The organism is Enterobacter cloacae complex sp. SHL021 (assembly GCF_049237765.1).
Classification (GTDB): Bacteria; Pseudomonadota; Gammaproteobacteria; order Enterobacterales; family Enterobacteriaceae; genus Enterobacter; species Enterobacter cloacae.
The window spans coordinates 40,053-55,284 of the sequence record NZ_JBMKJG010000014.1 but is presented as its reverse complement, the minus strand read 5'-3'; the positions used below and the strand labels follow the sequence as shown (position 1 = coordinate 55,284).

General features: G+C 55.3%; 16 protein-coding genes. 4 read left to right on the top strand and 12 right to left on the bottom strand.

Going from position 1 to position 15,232, the window contains the following annotated elements; genetic code table 11:
- Window positions 1–22 precede the first annotated feature (22 nt).
- Together dxs and ACOTZF_RS15295 are read left to right on the top strand one after the other, a co-directional pair.
- Complete coding sequence (gene dxs, locus ACOTZF_RS15300) at window positions 23–1,885, top strand: 1-deoxy-D-xylulose-5-phosphate synthase (RefSeq protein ID WP_129252893.1); 1,863 nt, start codon at window positions 23–25, stop codon at window positions 1,883–1,885.
- Between the two features lie 63 nt (window positions 1,886–1,948).
- Window positions 1,949–2,923, top strand: coding sequence for an aldo/keto reductase (locus ACOTZF_RS15295; RefSeq protein ID WP_038985384.1), 975 nt, complete (start codon window positions 1,949–1,951; stop codon window positions 2,921–2,923).
- A 74-nt stretch (window positions 2,924–2,997) separates the two neighbouring features.
- Here ACOTZF_RS15295 and thiL read toward each other — a convergent pair whose 3' ends face one another.
- The 5 genes from thiL to nrdR all read right to left on the bottom strand — a co-directional run bounded on the left by thiL (window position 2,998) and on the right by nrdR (window position 6,603).
- Entirely contained in the window at window positions 2,998–3,969 is a 972-nt protein-coding gene (gene thiL / locus ACOTZF_RS15290) for a thiamine-phosphate kinase (protein ID WP_013095840.1), read from the bottom strand.
- Between the two features lie 77 nt (window positions 3,970–4,046).
- Window positions 4,047–4,466, bottom strand: coding sequence for a transcription antitermination factor NusB (gene nusB / locus ACOTZF_RS15285; protein WP_006809908.1), 420 nt, complete (start codon window positions 4,464–4,466; stop codon window positions 4,047–4,049).
- Window positions 4,467–4,487: 21 nt separating this feature from the next.
- Window positions 4,488–4,958, bottom strand: coding sequence for a 6,7-dimethyl-8-ribityllumazine synthase (gene ribE / locus ACOTZF_RS15280; RefSeq protein ID WP_003859098.1), 471 nt, complete (start codon window positions 4,956–4,958; stop codon window positions 4,488–4,490).
- A gap of 87 nt (window positions 4,959–5,045) precedes the next feature.
- Entirely contained in the window at window positions 5,046–6,149 is a 1,104-nt protein-coding gene (gene ribD, locus ACOTZF_RS15275; protein WP_028028139.1) for a bifunctional diaminohydroxyphosphoribosylaminopyrimidine deaminase/5-amino-6-(5-phosphoribosylamino)uracil reductase RibD, read from the bottom strand.
- A gap of 4 nt (window positions 6,150–6,153) precedes the next feature.
- Window positions 6,154–6,603 carry a transcriptional regulator NrdR gene (gene nrdR, locus ACOTZF_RS15270; protein ID WP_008503337.1) on the bottom strand — a complete coding sequence of 150 codons (450 nt, stop codon included), beginning with the start codon at window positions 6,601–6,603 and terminating at the stop codon, window positions 6,154–6,156.
- A 152-nt stretch (window positions 6,604–6,755) separates the two neighbouring features.
- On the opposite strand from nrdR, the gene ACOTZF_RS15265 reads away from it, so the two are divergent.
- Complete coding sequence (locus ACOTZF_RS15265) at window positions 6,756–7,295, top strand: DUF3251 domain-containing protein (protein ID WP_014830864.1); 540 nt, start codon at window positions 6,756–6,758, stop codon at window positions 7,293–7,295.
- A 272-nt stretch (window positions 7,296–7,567) separates the two neighbouring features.
- A complete protein-coding gene (locus ACOTZF_RS15260; RefSeq protein WP_025756198.1) occupies window positions 7,568–8,452 on the top strand; it encodes a nucleoside-specific channel-forming protein Tsx in 885 nt (294 codons plus the stop codon).
- Window positions 8,453–8,530: 78 nt separating this feature from the next.
- Here ACOTZF_RS15260 and ACOTZF_RS15255 read toward each other — a convergent pair whose 3' ends face one another.
- The 7 genes from ACOTZF_RS15255 to queA form a co-directional block, all read right to left on the bottom strand.
- Window positions 8,531–9,211 carry a helix-turn-helix transcriptional regulator gene (locus ACOTZF_RS15255; protein WP_129317785.1) on the bottom strand — a complete coding sequence of 227 codons (681 nt, stop codon included), beginning with the start codon at window positions 9,209–9,211 and terminating at the stop codon, window positions 8,531–8,533.
- Window positions 9,212–9,225: 14 nt separating this feature from the next.
- Window positions 9,226–9,591: a VOC family protein gene (locus tag ACOTZF_RS15250; RefSeq protein ID WP_013095835.1), complete on the bottom strand. Its 366-nt coding sequence runs from the start codon at window positions 9,589–9,591 to the stop codon at window positions 9,226–9,228.
- 139 nt (window positions 9,592–9,730) lie between these two features.
- Window positions 9,731–10,702, bottom strand: coding sequence for a protein translocase subunit SecF (gene secF / locus ACOTZF_RS15245; protein ID WP_013095834.1), 972 nt, complete (start codon window positions 10,700–10,702; stop codon window positions 9,731–9,733).
- Window positions 10,703–10,712: 10 nt separating this feature from the next.
- Complete coding sequence (gene secD / locus ACOTZF_RS15240) at window positions 10,713–12,560, bottom strand: protein translocase subunit SecD (protein WP_071830016.1); 1,848 nt, start codon at window positions 12,558–12,560, stop codon at window positions 10,713–10,715.
- Between the two features lie 27 nt (window positions 12,561–12,587).
- Entirely contained in the window at window positions 12,588–12,920 is a 333-nt protein-coding gene (gene yajC / locus ACOTZF_RS15235) for a preprotein translocase subunit YajC (protein WP_000007630.1), read from the bottom strand.
- Between the two features lie 22 nt (window positions 12,921–12,942).
- Window positions 12,943–14,070 carry a tRNA guanosine(34) transglycosylase Tgt gene (tgt, locus tag ACOTZF_RS15230; protein WP_013095832.1) on the bottom strand — a complete coding sequence of 376 codons (1,128 nt, stop codon included), beginning with the start codon at window positions 14,068–14,070 and terminating at the stop codon, window positions 12,943–12,945.
- Window positions 14,071–14,125: 55 nt separating this feature from the next.
- Window positions 14,126–15,196: a tRNA preQ1(34) S-adenosylmethionine ribosyltransferase-isomerase QueA gene (gene queA / locus ACOTZF_RS15225; RefSeq protein ID WP_057071131.1), complete on the bottom strand. Its 1,071-nt coding sequence runs from the start codon at window positions 15,194–15,196 to the stop codon at window positions 14,126–14,128.
- Window positions 15,197–15,232 lie beyond the last annotated feature (36 nt).

The window sequence follows — 15,232 nt, the reverse complement described above, 5'->3', positions numbered from 1 at the left end:
ACACTATCTCGATGAGCCTTTGATGAGTTTTGATATTGCCAAATACCCGACACTGGCGTTAGTTGACTCCACCCAGGAGTTGCGTCTGTTGCCGAAAGAGAACCTGCCGAAGCTGTGCGACGAGCTGCGTCGCTATCTGCTCGACAGCGTAAGCCGCTCCAGCGGACATTTCGCCTCCGGGCTTGGCACGGTCGAGCTGACCGTTGCGCTGCACTACGTCTACAACACCCCGTTCGATCAGCTCATCTGGGACGTGGGCCATCAGGCCTATCCACATAAAATTCTGACGGGTCGTCGCGATCAAATTGGCACGATCCGCCAGAAAGGCGGCCTGCATCCGTTCCCGTGGCGCGGTGAGAGTGAGTACGATGTGTTAAGCGTCGGCCACTCCTCCACCTCCATCTCTGCGGGTATCGGTATTGCCGTGGCCGCCGAAAAAGAGAACAAGCAGCGCCGCACCGTCTGCGTGATCGGCGACGGCGCCATCACCGCCGGGATGGCCTTTGAGGCCATGAACCACGCGGGCGATATCAAGCCGGACATGCTGGTTATCCTGAACGATAACGAAATGTCGATTTCCGAGAACGTCGGCGCGCTGAACAACCATCTGGCACAGCTGCTCTCCGGCAAGCTTTACTCCACGCTGCGCGAAGGCGGCAAGAAAGTCTTCTCTGGCGTACCGCCAATCAAAGAGCTGCTCAAGCGCACCGAAGAACACATCAAAGGCATGGTCGTGCCGGGCACACTCTTTGAAGAGCTGGGCTTTAACTATATTGGCCCGGTTGATGGGCACGATGTGCTGGGGCTGGTCACCACGCTCAAGAACATGCGCGACCTGAAAGGCCCGCAGTTCCTGCACATCATGACGAAGAAAGGCCGTGGTTACGAACCGGCGGAAAAAGATCCGATCACTTTCCACGCGGTACCTAAATTCGATCCGACCAGCGGTTGTCTGCCAAAAAGCAGCGGCGGTATGCCGAGCTATTCCAAAATCTTCGGCGACTGGTTATGTGAAACCGCGGCGAAAGACAACAAGCTGATGGCGATCACCCCGGCTATGCGAGAAGGTTCCGGCATGGTCGAGTTCTCCAAAAAATACCCTGACCAGTATTTTGACGTGGCGATTGCCGAGCAGCACGCAGTCACCTTCGCGGCGGGTCTGGCGATTGGTGGATACAAACCGGTGGTGGCGATCTACTCCACCTTCCTGCAACGCGCCTACGATCAGGTGATCCATGACGTTGCCATCCAGAAGCTGCCGGTGCTGTTTGCTATCGACCGCGCAGGCATCGTGGGGGCTGACGGCCAGACGCACCAGGGTGCATTCGATCTTTCGTTCCTGCGCTGCATCCCGGACATGGTTATCATGACGCCAAGTGACGAAAACGAATGTCGTCAGATGCTGTATACCGGCTATCACTACCAGGATGGTCCAAGCGCGGTTCGCTATCCACGCGGTAACGCGGTAGGCGTTGAGCTGCAGCCGCTGGATAAACTGGCGATAGGTAAAGGTCTGGTGAAACGTCGCGGTGAGAAAGTGGCAATTCTGAACTTTGGTACCCTGATGCCAGAGGCCGCTAAGGTCGCTGAAGCGCTGAATGCCACTCTGGTGGATATGCGCTTCGTGAAACCGCTCGATGAATCCCTGATCCTGGAAATGGCAGAAACCCATGAGGTGCTGGTGACGCTGGAAGAAAACGCCATCATGGGCGGCGCGGGGAGCGGCGTAAACGAGGTGCTGATGGCGAATCGTAAAGCCGTTCCGGTACTGAACCTTGGTCTGCCGGATCACTTCATTCCTCAAGGTACTCAGGACGAAGCCCGCGCGGCAATTGGCCTGGACGCCGCTGGTATTGAAGCCAAAATTCGTAGCTGGCTTGCCTGATCCTTTCCTTTTTCCGCTCCTGCTATGCTTAAACGTATTGTTTAAAAAAGCAGGAGTGGAACCATGCAATACACGACATTAGGAAAAACGGATCTTAACGTTTCCCGACTTTGCCTGGGCTGTATGACCTTTGGCGAGCCTGACCGGGGTAATCACGCCTGGACGCTGCCGGAAGAGAGCAGCCGCCCTATCATCAAACGCGCCATTGAAGGTGGCATTAACTTCTTTGACACCGCCAACAGCTACTCCGACGGCAGCAGTGAAGAGATCGTTGGGCGTGCCCTGCGCGATTTTGCGCGTCGTGATGAAATCGTCGTCGCCACCAAGGTCTATTACCCGGTGGGCGATCTGGCTGAGGGCCTTTCTCGCGCCCAGATCCTGCGTTCCATTGATGACAGCCTTCGACGCCTGAACATGGACTATGTCGACCTGCTGCAAATTCACCGCTGGGATTACAACACGCCCATTGAAGAGACGCTTGAAGCGCTCAACGATGTGGTGAAAGCCGGTAAAGCGCGCTACATCGGCGCATCGTCTATGCACGCGTCGCAGTTTGCTCAGGCGCTGGCTCTGCAAGCGCAACATGGCTGGGCGCGCTTCGTCACCATGCAGGATCACTACAACCTGATCTATCGCGAAGAAGAACGCGAGATGCTACCGCTCTGCTATCAGGAAGGCGTGGCGGTGATCCCGTGGAGCCCGCTGGCACGTGGTCGTCTGACCCGTCCGTGGGGGGAAACCACGGCCCGCCTGGTATCGGATGAAGTAGGAAAAAATCTTTATTCCAGTACAGAAGCCAGCGATGCGTTAATTGCCGAACGGTTAGCCGGGATCGCCGACGATACCGGAGCCACCCGCGCCCAGGTCGCGCTGGCATGGCTGCTGGGTAAACGCGGCGTCGCGGCACCGATTATTGGCACTTCGCGGGAAGAGCAGCTTGATGAACTGCTGAATGCGGTGGATATCACGCTGACGCCGGAGCAAGTTGCCGAGCTGGAGACACCGTATCAGCAACATCCGGTGGTAGGGTTTAAGTAATCCCTCTCCCTAACCCTCAAATACGTAAGCCGGGTAAGGCGAAGCCGCCACCCGGCAGTACAGATCGCACAACATCACCCGAAGTGATCGTACCCTTTCCAGTCCAGCGTAACGGGCGCACCATCTTTCACAAACTTCAGCCCTTCACTCTCCGGCATGATCTGGCCGATACAGGTAAATTTCGCGCCGAGATGCGCTAACGCCACGTCCAGCGTCCCACGGTTGAGCTCAGGCACGGTAAAGCACAGCTCATAATCTTCGCCGCCGGAGAGCGCCCAGCGCAGCGCCTGCTCAGGCTCGACGTGTCGAAGCAGCTGCTCTGATAGCGGGAACAGATCCAGGTCAACGCGCGCGCCGACACCGCTGGCCTTCAGAATATGACCGAGGTCTGAGATTAACCCGTCCGAGAGATCGATAGCTGAGCTTGCCCTTTCGCGTAGCGCCTGGCCGTGAAGAATACGCGGCGTTGGCCGCAGATGGCGTTTGACCAGATACGCCGCGTCGTCAGTGTCATTCACGGTTAAGCGATCCTGGAGGATCGCCAGTCCCGCTGCGCTGTCGCCCGGCGTACCGGTGACGTAGATCCAGTCGCCAGGTTTCGCCCCGGAGCGTTTCAGCGCGCGTCCAGCCGGCACATAACCGTGGATCGCGAGCGTCATCGATAGCGGCCCCGCCGTGGTATCGCCGCCAATCAACTGCATGTCGTAGTAGTTAAGCTGCTCAAAAAGAGCGTCACTAAAGGCTTCAAGCCAGGGTTCATCGACCTCTGGCAGCGTCAGGGCCAGCGTTAACCACGCCGGATCGGCCCCCATCGCAGCCAGATCGCTCACGTTGACCGCCAGCGCTTTATACGCCAGGTCGGCAGGATCGATATCAGGTAAGAAATGGCGCCCGCACACTAAGGTGTCGGTGCTGATTGCCAGCGTCTGTTTTTCGGGAATATTGAGAAGTGCACAGTCATCGCCAATGCCGGTTTCAACATCAAGACGAGAGGTTCTGACACGGTCGAAATAACGGGCAATCAGGGAGAATTCGCCGCATGCCATACGTTATGCCTCAGCAAATAAAAGAAAAAACCGGAGCCGCACTGCCCGTCAGGCAATGCAGAGCTCCGGTTTGCGGATCACTTTTTGTGGGGACGGATCGCAGGTGCTGCTTTATCAAGAACGCCGTTTACAAACTTGTGGCTGTCTTCAGCGCCGAAGGTTTTCGCCAGTTCGATCGCTTCGTTGATGGCCACTTTGTACGGCACATCATCACGTTTAGACAGCTCAAACAGCGCAATGCGCAGCACTGCTTTTTCTACCTGACCCAGCTCTTCGAGCAGACGGGAGAGGTAGGGTTTCATCAGACCATCGAGATACGCGCTATTAGTCGCCACTCCCGACAGCAGTTCACGGAAGTACAGAACGTCAACATCTTTCACGTCCTGTTCTGACAGGAACTGGTATTCAACATCAGCGATGTCGTTCTGGGACAACTGCCAGGAGTAAAGTGCCTGAACGGCACATTCACGGGCGCGGCGACGAGCAGCAGGTTTCACGGAATTCCCCTTACAAAAAAATCAGGCCTTGATGGCTTTCAATACATTGATCATTTCAAGCGCGGTCAGTGCAGCTTCTGCACCTTTGTTACCGGCTTTAGTGCCAGCACGTTCGATGGCTTGTTCAATACTTTCGGTGGTCAGCACGCCGAACGCGACAGGAATTTCAGCATCCTGTGCAACGTGCGCCAGACCATTGCTTGCACCGCCCGCAACGTATTCGAAGTGCGCAGTGCCGCCACGAATAACGGTACCCAGCGCAATCACCGCGTCGTATTTACCGGTTTTCGCCAGCGCGCCCGCTGCCAGTGGCAGTTCGTAAGCACCTGGAACCCACACAACGGTAATGTTGTCATCTTTAACCTGGCCGATACGTTTCAGGGCGTCAACCGCACCTTCCAGCAGGCTATCGTTGATGAAGTTGTTGAAACGCGCAATGGTGATGGCGACGCGAGCGTCCGGGGTAGCTACAGCAGCTTCAATAATGTTCATACTCTTCCTTTACGGGTTCATTTGGCCCCGCAGGGGGGCGGATTTTATCATAATACTTTGCGCACTGCTTCCCTATTTCAGGAGCAATTACGCTGTCGTTAAATGGAGGCAAACATCCGGACCCACCGGACGAATCTCGCTAAATTTGAGTTGTGGTGCATCGGCCAGTTTTTCAAGGCCGGGCAGCACAAACAGGCCACGCGCGTCGCTACCCAGCAGTTTAGGCGCAACGTAGACAATCAGTTCATCGACCAGACCCGCCTGGAGCAGTGCGCCTGCCAGCGTCGGGCCGGCTTCCACCCAGATGCTGTTCACCTGCTGCTTACCCAGCAGCATCATCAGCACCACTAAATCCAGATGACCGTTGTGCTCCGGCACCATAATGCTGCGCACACTTTCCGGCCAGTCGCGTGAATCTTCCTTTGTGCGGGCAATCCAGGTTTCACCGGGCTGCTGCACAATGCGGTGTTCAGGCGTGACGCGGTTCTGGCTATCAATGACAATACGCAGCGGCTGACGCAGGTTTTCCTGCGGATACAGCGCCTGGGTATCGGCATTCAGTTCGTTCCAGCGCACGGTCATGGCCGGATCGTCCGCGAGAACCGTTTCACTGCTGGTGAGGATAGCATGGCTTTGCGCACGCAGACGTTGCACATCGCGCCTTGCCTGCGGCGAGGTGATCCACTGACTTTCGCCGTTCGCCATCGCCGTGCGGCCATCCAGTGAGGCGCCCAGCTTGAGCTGAATATACGGGAACCCGGTACGCATGCGCTTCAGGAAGCCTTTGTTAATCGCTTCCGCGTCCTGCATCATCAGGCCGTGGCTAACATCGATCCCTTCCTGCTGCAGACGGTACAGACCACGTCCGGCCACCTGGGGATTAGGATCCTGCATCGCAGCGACAACGCGTGACACTCCCGCCGCGATCAGCGCTTCACAGCATGGCGGCGTGCGCCCGTGATGGCTGCATGGCTCAAGCGTCACGTAGGCCGTCGCTCCGCGCGCTTTTTCACCCGCCATACGCAGGGCGTGCACTTCAGCATGGGGCTCGCCCGCGCGGTAGTGGAAACCTTCGCCCACGATCTCGCCATCTTTAACAATGACGCACCCGACGTTGGGGTTGGGATGGGTGGTAAATCGACCGCGCTGCGCCAGCTTCATGGCGCGCGCCATGTACATCTCATCCTGCATGGACTCAATCCTGTAAGCGGGCGATCTCTTCGCCAAACTCTTTGATATCTTCGAAACTGCGGTAGACAGAGGCGAAGCGGATATAGGCAACCTTATCAAGCTTTTTCAACTGCTCCATCACCAGATTGCCGATCATCTTGCTGGGCACTTCACGTTCACCCAGACCACGAAGGTAAGATTTAATGTGGTTTAACGCCATTTCGACGTCATCCGCGCTGACGGGGCGTTTCTCCAGCGCCTTAAGCATTCCGCTGCGCAGTTTCTCTTCGTTAAACGGCTCGCGCACGTCGTTACTTTTTACCACGCGCGGCATGACCAGCTCTGCCACCTCAAAGGTCGTGAAACGCTCGTTACATACCAGACACTGCCGACGGCGGCGTACGGAAGACCCTTCGCCCACAAGGCGAGAATCTATGACTTTGGTATCCACAGCGGAGCAGAATGGGCAATGCATACGGTATCCCTGTTATCTGGTTAACTGACTTTCATTTTACCCTGAACTGGCCTGACAACAAAGGAAGAGCTTTTTGAGACAAAGGATCTATGTCTGTCGGGATGATGCTGGCTACCATTACGGTGATCCGTTATTTCAAGGAATTAAACGCAATGACAAGACGTTACCTGAAAATTCTGCTGGTGGGGAGCCTCTTCACCCTTAGTGCCTGTGCACAGCAAACCGAAGTTCGCCAGATGAAACAGAGCGTGAATACGCTCAATACGGCGATGGACAAACTGAACAAAGAGACCGTGAAGATCACCCAGCAAAACGCGCTGAATGCAAAATCCACCAGCGGAGTGTATTTGCTGCCGGGGGCCAACACCCCTGCCCGTCTCAACAGCCAGGTTGGCACGTTAAAAATGTCGCTGGTGAATGTGGCGGCAAATGCGGATGGTACTCGCGCAACATTACGCATTCAGGGTGAGTCCAACGATCCGCTGCCAGCCTTTAGCGGCACCGTCGAGTGGGGCCAGATCCAGGGCACCACCGAGAATTACCAGGAGGTGAACGTGAAGAATCAGCTCTTCACCGCCCCGGCCAGTGTTTTAGCGCCGAGTGATGTGGATATTCCGCTGCAGTTAAGCGGCCTTACGCCCGATCAGTTAGGCTTTATCCGTATTCACGACATCCAACCCGCCGCGCAGTAACCCCCCCTCCTTTTGAGCGGAGTGAAATGTCACTCCGCTAACATTTACATTTCGTATGGATTGGCAACATAAATGATTGCCGCTACAATCCCGGCCGTTTAAAGTACGCAAACGTGAACGCAATCGATTACGCGTGTGAGAGATATGTGAAACAACACATATTTTTGTGAGCAAGGATTCCTATAATAGGCTCCGCAGAAACACGAAATATTTAGAAACGCAATTCGCGCATTTTTCACTCCCGGAAGGGAATTTCAATCAGTGGCATGATTATGAAAAAAACATTACTCGCAGCCGGCGCCGTGCTGGCATTGTCCTCCTCTTTCACTGTTAACGCAGCGGAAAACGATAAACCACAATACCTCTCCGACTGGTGGCACCAGAGCGTTAACGTGGTCGGCAGCTACCACACCCGTTTCGGACCTCAGATCCGTAACGATACCTACCTGGAGTACGAAGCGTTCGCCAAGAAAGACTGGTTTGATTTCTACGGCTATATGGATGCACCGGTCTTCTTCGGTGGTAACACCGACGCAAAAGGTATCTGGAACCACGGTTCCCCACTGTTCATGGAGATCGAACCGCGCTTCTCTATTGATAAACTGACTGGTACCAGCCTGGCGTTTGGTCCGTTCAAAGAGTGGTATTTCGCGAACAACTATATCTACGACATGGGCCGTAACAAGTCCGGTCGCCAGAGCACCTGGTATATGGGTCTGGGTACCGACATCGACACGGGCCTGCCAATGAGCCTGTCTCTGAACGTTTACGCTAAGTATCAATGGCAGAACTACGGTGCCGCGAACGAAAACGAGTGGGATGGTTACCGTTTCAAAGTGAAATACTTTGTGCCAATCACCCAGCTGTGGGGCGGCAACCTGAGCTATATCGGCTTCACCAACTTTGACTGGGGTTCCGATCTGGGCGACAACGACTTCCGCGATCTGAACGGTAAGAAAGCGCGCACCAACGACTCCATCGCCTCCAGCCACATCCTGGCGCTGAACTACGATCACTGGCACTACTCTGTTGTTGCGCGTTACTGGCACAACGGTGGACAGTGGAACGACGACGCCAGCCTGAACTTCGGCAACGGCGACTTCAGCGTCCGTTCTACCGGTTGGGGTGGTTACCTGGTAGTGGGTTACAACTTCTAATCGTGTGATTGTTGCCGGGTGGCGCTGACGCTTACCCGGCCTACAAAACCTGTGCGGGCTGCCTCTCCCCGTGGCTTGTTACTGCTTCACCTTGCGCAAAAAATCCGCCAGCGATCGGTCTGCACTCTCACTAAAGCGTCTTTCCGTAAGGATAATTTTGAGGCATCTGTCGAGACGGAAACAGCGATAGTCATCGCGCAGTTCACACCATGACGCCAGTAGCCAGCGTTCTCCCCAGAAAAACAGCCCCAGCGGCTGAACCTCACGCGTTGAAAATTGCCCCGCTTCGTCACGATAATGCAGCACGAGCACGCGCTGGGCCGAGATCGCCTGATGTATGACATCAAAATCACTGCGGGAGTGGCTTTTCATGCCAAAATCCGGGGCGTAGATCCGCGTCTGCTCTGCCTTTCGGCGGCTCTCTTCGGGCAGGATCGCGAGCACTTTCTCCTGTGCCGACTCCAGTTCGCGCGACAGCGACTCCCCGCCCCAGGTGGTAAGCAGGCGAATAGCCACAATCAGCGCCTCAGACTCCTTGTTTGTCAGCATCAGCGGCGGCAGGTCAAACCCCGACATCAGCCGGTAACCGCTCCCCGCTTCGCCCTCCACCGGCACGCCGGAAAGCGACAGGTCGCGGATATCGCGGTACACCGTGCGCTCAGAAACGCCCAGCCGGTCCGCAAGATGCGCTGCCGTTGTCAGACGTCGGCCCCGCAGGATCTGTACTATCTGAAACAAACGGTCAGCGCGTCGGGTCATTTTTACTTACGCTCTCAGGCAGGTTGATGAAGGCCGACGCGATTACCTTCGCTGTCGGTAAATAAAGCAATAGTACCAATACCGCGCGGTAACTCCAGCGGGCCAAACACGCACTCGCCGCCCGCAGAGGCAATGCGATCGAGCGTTGCTGTCAGATTGTCAGTATGCAGGTAGATAATGGCCCCCTGCACCGAGGGAATAATCCCCTCAAATTTTGCCAGCGCGCCGCCGGTGGCCGGATCCTCATGCGGGAATACCGCCAGATCGGCGCTGTCCATTTTCTCGCGCCTCAGTGAAACCTGCATCACCGGCTCATAAAATTTGATGGCGCGATCCATATCCGCGACCGGAATCTCAAACCAGTTAATCACACTTTTCATACATCCTCCTGCCTCTTGTTTGGGTTCAACAGGAGTCTACGACAGGGCTCCTGACAGCATACTGTCAGGAGTGTTTGTCAGGAGCAGATAAAAAAAATCCCGGTCAACAGACCGGGATTTCGATAACGCGATAAACGTCTTACGGCAGAATAGACGGCTGATCCGCCCCTTCTTTCTCGACTTTCTGCTGGAGCAGGTGCTCGCGCTTCATGCCAAGTTTCAGTGCCAGAGCGGACGCCACGTAGATTGACGACGCAGTACCGATAGACACACCGATCAGCATGGTCAGCGAGAAGCCTTCCAGCACCGGACCACCGAAGAGATACAGCATCAGGATCACCATCAAGGTTGTACCGGATGTGATCAAGGTACGGTGCAGCGTCTGGGTCAACGACACGTTAAAGATTTCGTACGGCGTACCGCGACGGATCTTACGGAAGTTTTCACGAATACGGTCAGATACCACGATACTGTCGTTCAGGGAGTAACCGATAACGGACATCAGGGATGCCACAATTGTCAGGTCAATCTCAATATGGAACAGAGACAGTACGCCCATGGTGATCACCACGTCGTGCGCCAGTGCGATAACCACACCCGCCGCCAGTCGCCACTCAAAGCGGAAACCGACGTAAACCAGGATGGAGATCAGCGCCACCAGCAGTGCCATCGCACCGGTTTGCGCCAGGTCCGCACCCACGCTCGGGCCGACGAACTCAATACGCTTAACCGTGGCGTTCTGGCTGGTTGTTTCGTTAATCACGCTAACAACCTTGCTGCCCAGTTCCTGACTGCCGTTGGCATCGTGTACCGGCGGCATACGCACCATGATGTCGCGGCTGCTGCCGAAGTTCTGCAGCAGCGGCTCTTCAAAGCCCGCTTTCTGCAGTGACTGACGCATCTGGTCCATATCGACCGGTTTTTCCAGGGTGATTTCAATCACCGTACCACCGGTGAAATCCAGACCCCAGTTAAAGCCTTTTACGCCCATAACGACGATGGACAGAATCAGCAGTAAACCTGAAATGCCGAAGGCCCAGTAGTCCCAGCGCATAAAGTCCCAGACTTTACGGCCGTGGTTCAATTGTTCAACAGTATATTCCTGTGCCACAACGCACTCCTCAGATAGACAGCTTTTTGACGCGCTTGCCGCCGTACAGCAGGTTCACGATGGCACGGGTGCCGACAATAGCAGTAAACATTGACGTTGCAACACCGATACCGGTGGTAATCGCAAAGCCTTTGATTGCGCCAGTCCCCACTGCATACAGGATAAGAACCTTGATCAGTGTTGTTACGTTCGCATCGAAGATGGAGCTGAACGCGCCTTTATAGCCTTCATCAATCGCCTGCTGAACAGAGCGACCGTTGCTCAACTCTTCTTTGATACGTTCGTTAATCAGTACGTTGGCGTCGACCGCCACCGCAAGGGTCAGAACGATACCCGCAATCCCCGGCATGGTCAGCGTCGCCCCTGGCAGCAGGGACATAATGCCGATGATCAGCACCAGGTTCGCGATCAGCGCGGAGGTGGCAATCAGACCAAACTTCTTATAGAAGAAGATCATGAAGAGGATAGAGACCGCCAGACCGGCCAGACACGCTTCCAGCCCCTGCTGGATGTTTTGCATACCCAGAGTTGGACCAATGGTACGTTCTTCAACAATCTGAATTGGCGCAATCAGCGCACCGGCACGCAGCAGCAGAGAGAGCTGACGCGCTTCGTTCGGGTTGTTGATACCAGTGATACGGAAGCTGTTACCCAGACGAGACTGGATATTGGCGATGTTAATCACCTCTTCCTCTTTCACCAGCACCGCACGGCCGTTAGCGTCTTTCTTACCGCTGTCTTTGTACTCCACGAACAGGGTCGCCATCGGTTTACCGATGTTGTCCTTGGTGAAGTTAGACATGATGTTACCACCCGCGCTGTCCAGCGAGATGTTAACCTGCGGCTGGTTGTACTCGTCCTGGCTGGAGGTGGAGTCGGTGATATGGTCACCGGTCAGGATCACGCGTTTGTACAGCACAACGGGCTGCCCTTCACGGGTCTCTTTCACTTCCGAGTCACCCGGAATACGGCCAGAAGCGGCAGCAGACTGGTCAACGTTGGTGTTCACCAGACGGAATTCCAGCGTTGCAGTGGCGCCCAGAATCTCTTTCGCGCGCGCGGTGTCCTGAATACCCGGCAGTTCTACAACGATACGGTCAGCACCCTGACGCTGCACCAGCGGTTCAGCCACGCCCAGTTGGTTTACACGGTTGCGCAGAATGTTGATGTTCTGCTGAACGGCATATTCACGCGCTTCTTTCAGACGGGCGTCGGTCATTACCGCGCGCAGCTGGTTGCTGCCCTGAGCGGTGATCACCAGGTCACGGTGACGTTGGGTCAGGTAATCTACAGCCTGATCGCGCGCCGCACTGTCGCGGAACGTGATGCTCATACCGTAGTTATCTTCTTTACGAACGGTGGTATACGCGATGCCTTTTTCACGCAGATCGCTGCGCAGGCTATCGATATTCTGTTCCTGCAGTTTGCCCAGCGCGGTATCCATATCCACTTCCATCAGGAAGTGTACGCCGCCACGGAGGTCAAGACCGAGTTTCATTGGCTCTGCGCTCAGCGCAGCCAGCCAACGTGGGGTAGCAGGAGCAAGGTTAAGCGCCACGACGTATTTATCACCCAGCACGCCCATCAGCGCTTCACGAGCGCGGAGCTGCGTGTCGGTGGTGTCGAAGCGAGCAAGAATTGCGCCCTCTTCCAGAGCCACAGACTTAGCGGTAATTTTTTCTTCTTGTAACGTTTTCTGGACCTGGATCAGCGTTTGCTCACTGGCGGCGACACCGCGCGCGCCAGTGATTTGAACAGCCGGATCCTCACCATACAGGTTGGGAAGCGCGTACAGCAGGCCGACGAGAATCACGACGACCAGCATGATGTACTTCCACAAAGGATAACGGTTTAACACGGCAGTTCCCTTTGGGAAAAGTTGGGATTACAGCGCCTTCATGGTGCCTTTCGGCAGAACGGCAGCTACGAAGTCACGTTTGATAACCACTTCAGTGGTGTCGTTCAGGGCGATAGCAATGTAGCCACTTTCAGCCACTTTGGTTACGCGACCGACCAGGCCACCGTTAGTCAGGACTTCATCACCTTTCGCGATGGAATCCATCAGCTTTTTGTGCTCTTTGGTACGCTTCTGCTGTGGGCGCAGGATCATGAAGTAGAAGATCAGACCGAACACAACCAGCATCAGAATCAGAGACATCGGGCTGCCCTGCGCTGGAGCACCTGTTGCCGCTACCGCATCAGAAATAAAAAAGCTCATTCAAATTCCCTCATTATTAATATTAATCAACGTTCAAAGGTGGAACGGTTCGACCCTGACGTTGGTAAAAATCGGTCACGAAGCTCTCTAATTTACCCTCTTCGATAGCCTTGCGTAAACCAGCCATTAAGCGCTGATAATAGCGAAGGTTATGAATGGTATTGAGACGCGCGCCCAAAATCTCATTGCAACGATCGAGATGATGCAAATACGCGCGAGAATAATTGCGACAGGTGTAGCAATCGCACTCGGCATCGAGCGGACTGGTGTCACTCTTATGCTTCGCGTTACGGATTTTCACCACGCCATCGGTAACAAACAGATGACCGTTACGTGCGTTACGGGTTGGCATGACGCAGTCGAACATATCAATGCCGCGGCGCACACCTTCAACCAGGTCTTCTGGCTTACCCACACCCATCAGGTAACGGGGTTTATCCGCCGGGATTTGCGGGCAGACATGTTCCAGAATACGGTGCATGTCTTCCTTCGGCTCACCCACAGCTAAACCGCCGACAGCGTAGCCATCAAAACCTATCTCTACCAGACCTTTAACAGAGATATCGCGTAAATCTTCGTAAACACTGCCCTGGATAATGCCGAACAGCGCATTTTTGTTCTGCAGGGAGTCAAAACGGTCGCGGCTACGCTTCGCCCAGCGCAGCGACATCTCCATGGAACGTTTAGCGTAATCCCAGTCCGCCGGGTATGGCGTACATTCGTCGAAGATCATCACGATGTCAGAGCCGAGATCGTACTGAATCTCCATAGACTTTTCAGGATCGAGGAAAATCGGATCGCCGTTGATCGGGTTACGGAAGTGGACGCCCTCCTCGGTGATCTTGCGAATATCACCCAGGCTGAAGACCTGGAAACCGCCAGAATCGGTCAGGATCGGGCCTTTCCACTGCATGAAGTCATGCAGATCGCCGTGAAGCTTCATGATCTCCTGACCAGGACGCAGCCACAGGTGGAAGGTATTACCGAGGATAATCTGGGCGCCAGTGGCTTCTACTTCTTCCGGCGTCATCCCTTTTACGGTGCCGTAAGTCCCCACAGGCATAAACGCGGGGGTTTCCACCACGCCGCGATCAAACACCAGGCGACCGCGACGCGCGCGGCCATCGGTGGTATCGAGTTCAAATTTCATTTTTATTCCTCTGTGCCAGAAAAACAGTCCAACACATTATTCCGGTGCCGCGGACTTATTCCCCGACACGCTCATTCAAAGCCAGCGGATTGTACGTGATAAACATCGCGTCCCCGTAGCTAAAAAAGCGATATTTTTGTTCTACCGCAGACTTGTATGCCGCCATGGTGTGCTGATACCCCGCAAAGGCGGAGACCAGCATAATCAGCGTTGATTCAGGCAGATGGAAATTGGTCACCAGAGCATCGATGACTTTGTACTGATAGCCCGGATAGATAAAGATCTGCGTATCGCCAAAGAATGGCTCGATCAGATCTTTTTTAGCCGCCTGGGCAGCGCTCTCCAGTGAACGTACGGAGGTGGTGCCTACCGCAACAACGCGGCTGCCGCGCGCTTTTGCCGCCAGAACCGCATCAACAACCTCCTGCGGCACTTCAGCATACTCAGAGTGCATGATGTGATCTTCAATGCTGTCTACCCGCACCGGCTGGAAGGTGCCCGCGCCGACGTGCAGCGTCACAAACGCCATCTCCACGCCTTTTGCGCGTAATTTTTCCAGCAGCGGTTCGTCAAAGTGCAGACCCGCCGTCGGCGCCGCTACCGCGCCAGGCTTCTGGCTGTAGACGGTCTGGTAGAGCTCACGATCGGCCTCTTCATCCGGGCGCTCAATGTACGGCGGCAAAGGCATGTGGCCGATGGCGTTGAGAATATCCAGCACCGTGCGCTCATCGTTGAACTCCACTTCAAACAGCGCGTCGTGGCGCGCGGTCATGGTTGCTTTGATGCTCTCGTCATCGCCCAGCAGCAGTTCGGCACCCGGTTTAGGTGCTTTAGAGGCGCGAATATGTGCCAGAATACGTTTATCATCGAGCATACGTTCGACCAGCACTTCAATCTTGCCGCCGCTGGCCTTGCGGCCAAACAGACGCGCCGGGATCACGCGGGTATTGTTAAAGACCAGCAGATCGCCAGGGTTGAGCTTGTCGAGCAGATCGGTGAAAGTACCGTGCGTCAGCTCGCCCGTTGGCCCGTCCAGTGACAGCAAGCGACAGCTACTGCGCTCAGGCATTGGATAGTGAGCAATCAGGGATTCAGGTAGTTCAAAGGAGAAATCGGCGACGCGCATGACGTATACTCGTGACTTAAAAACAGGCGGCATAGT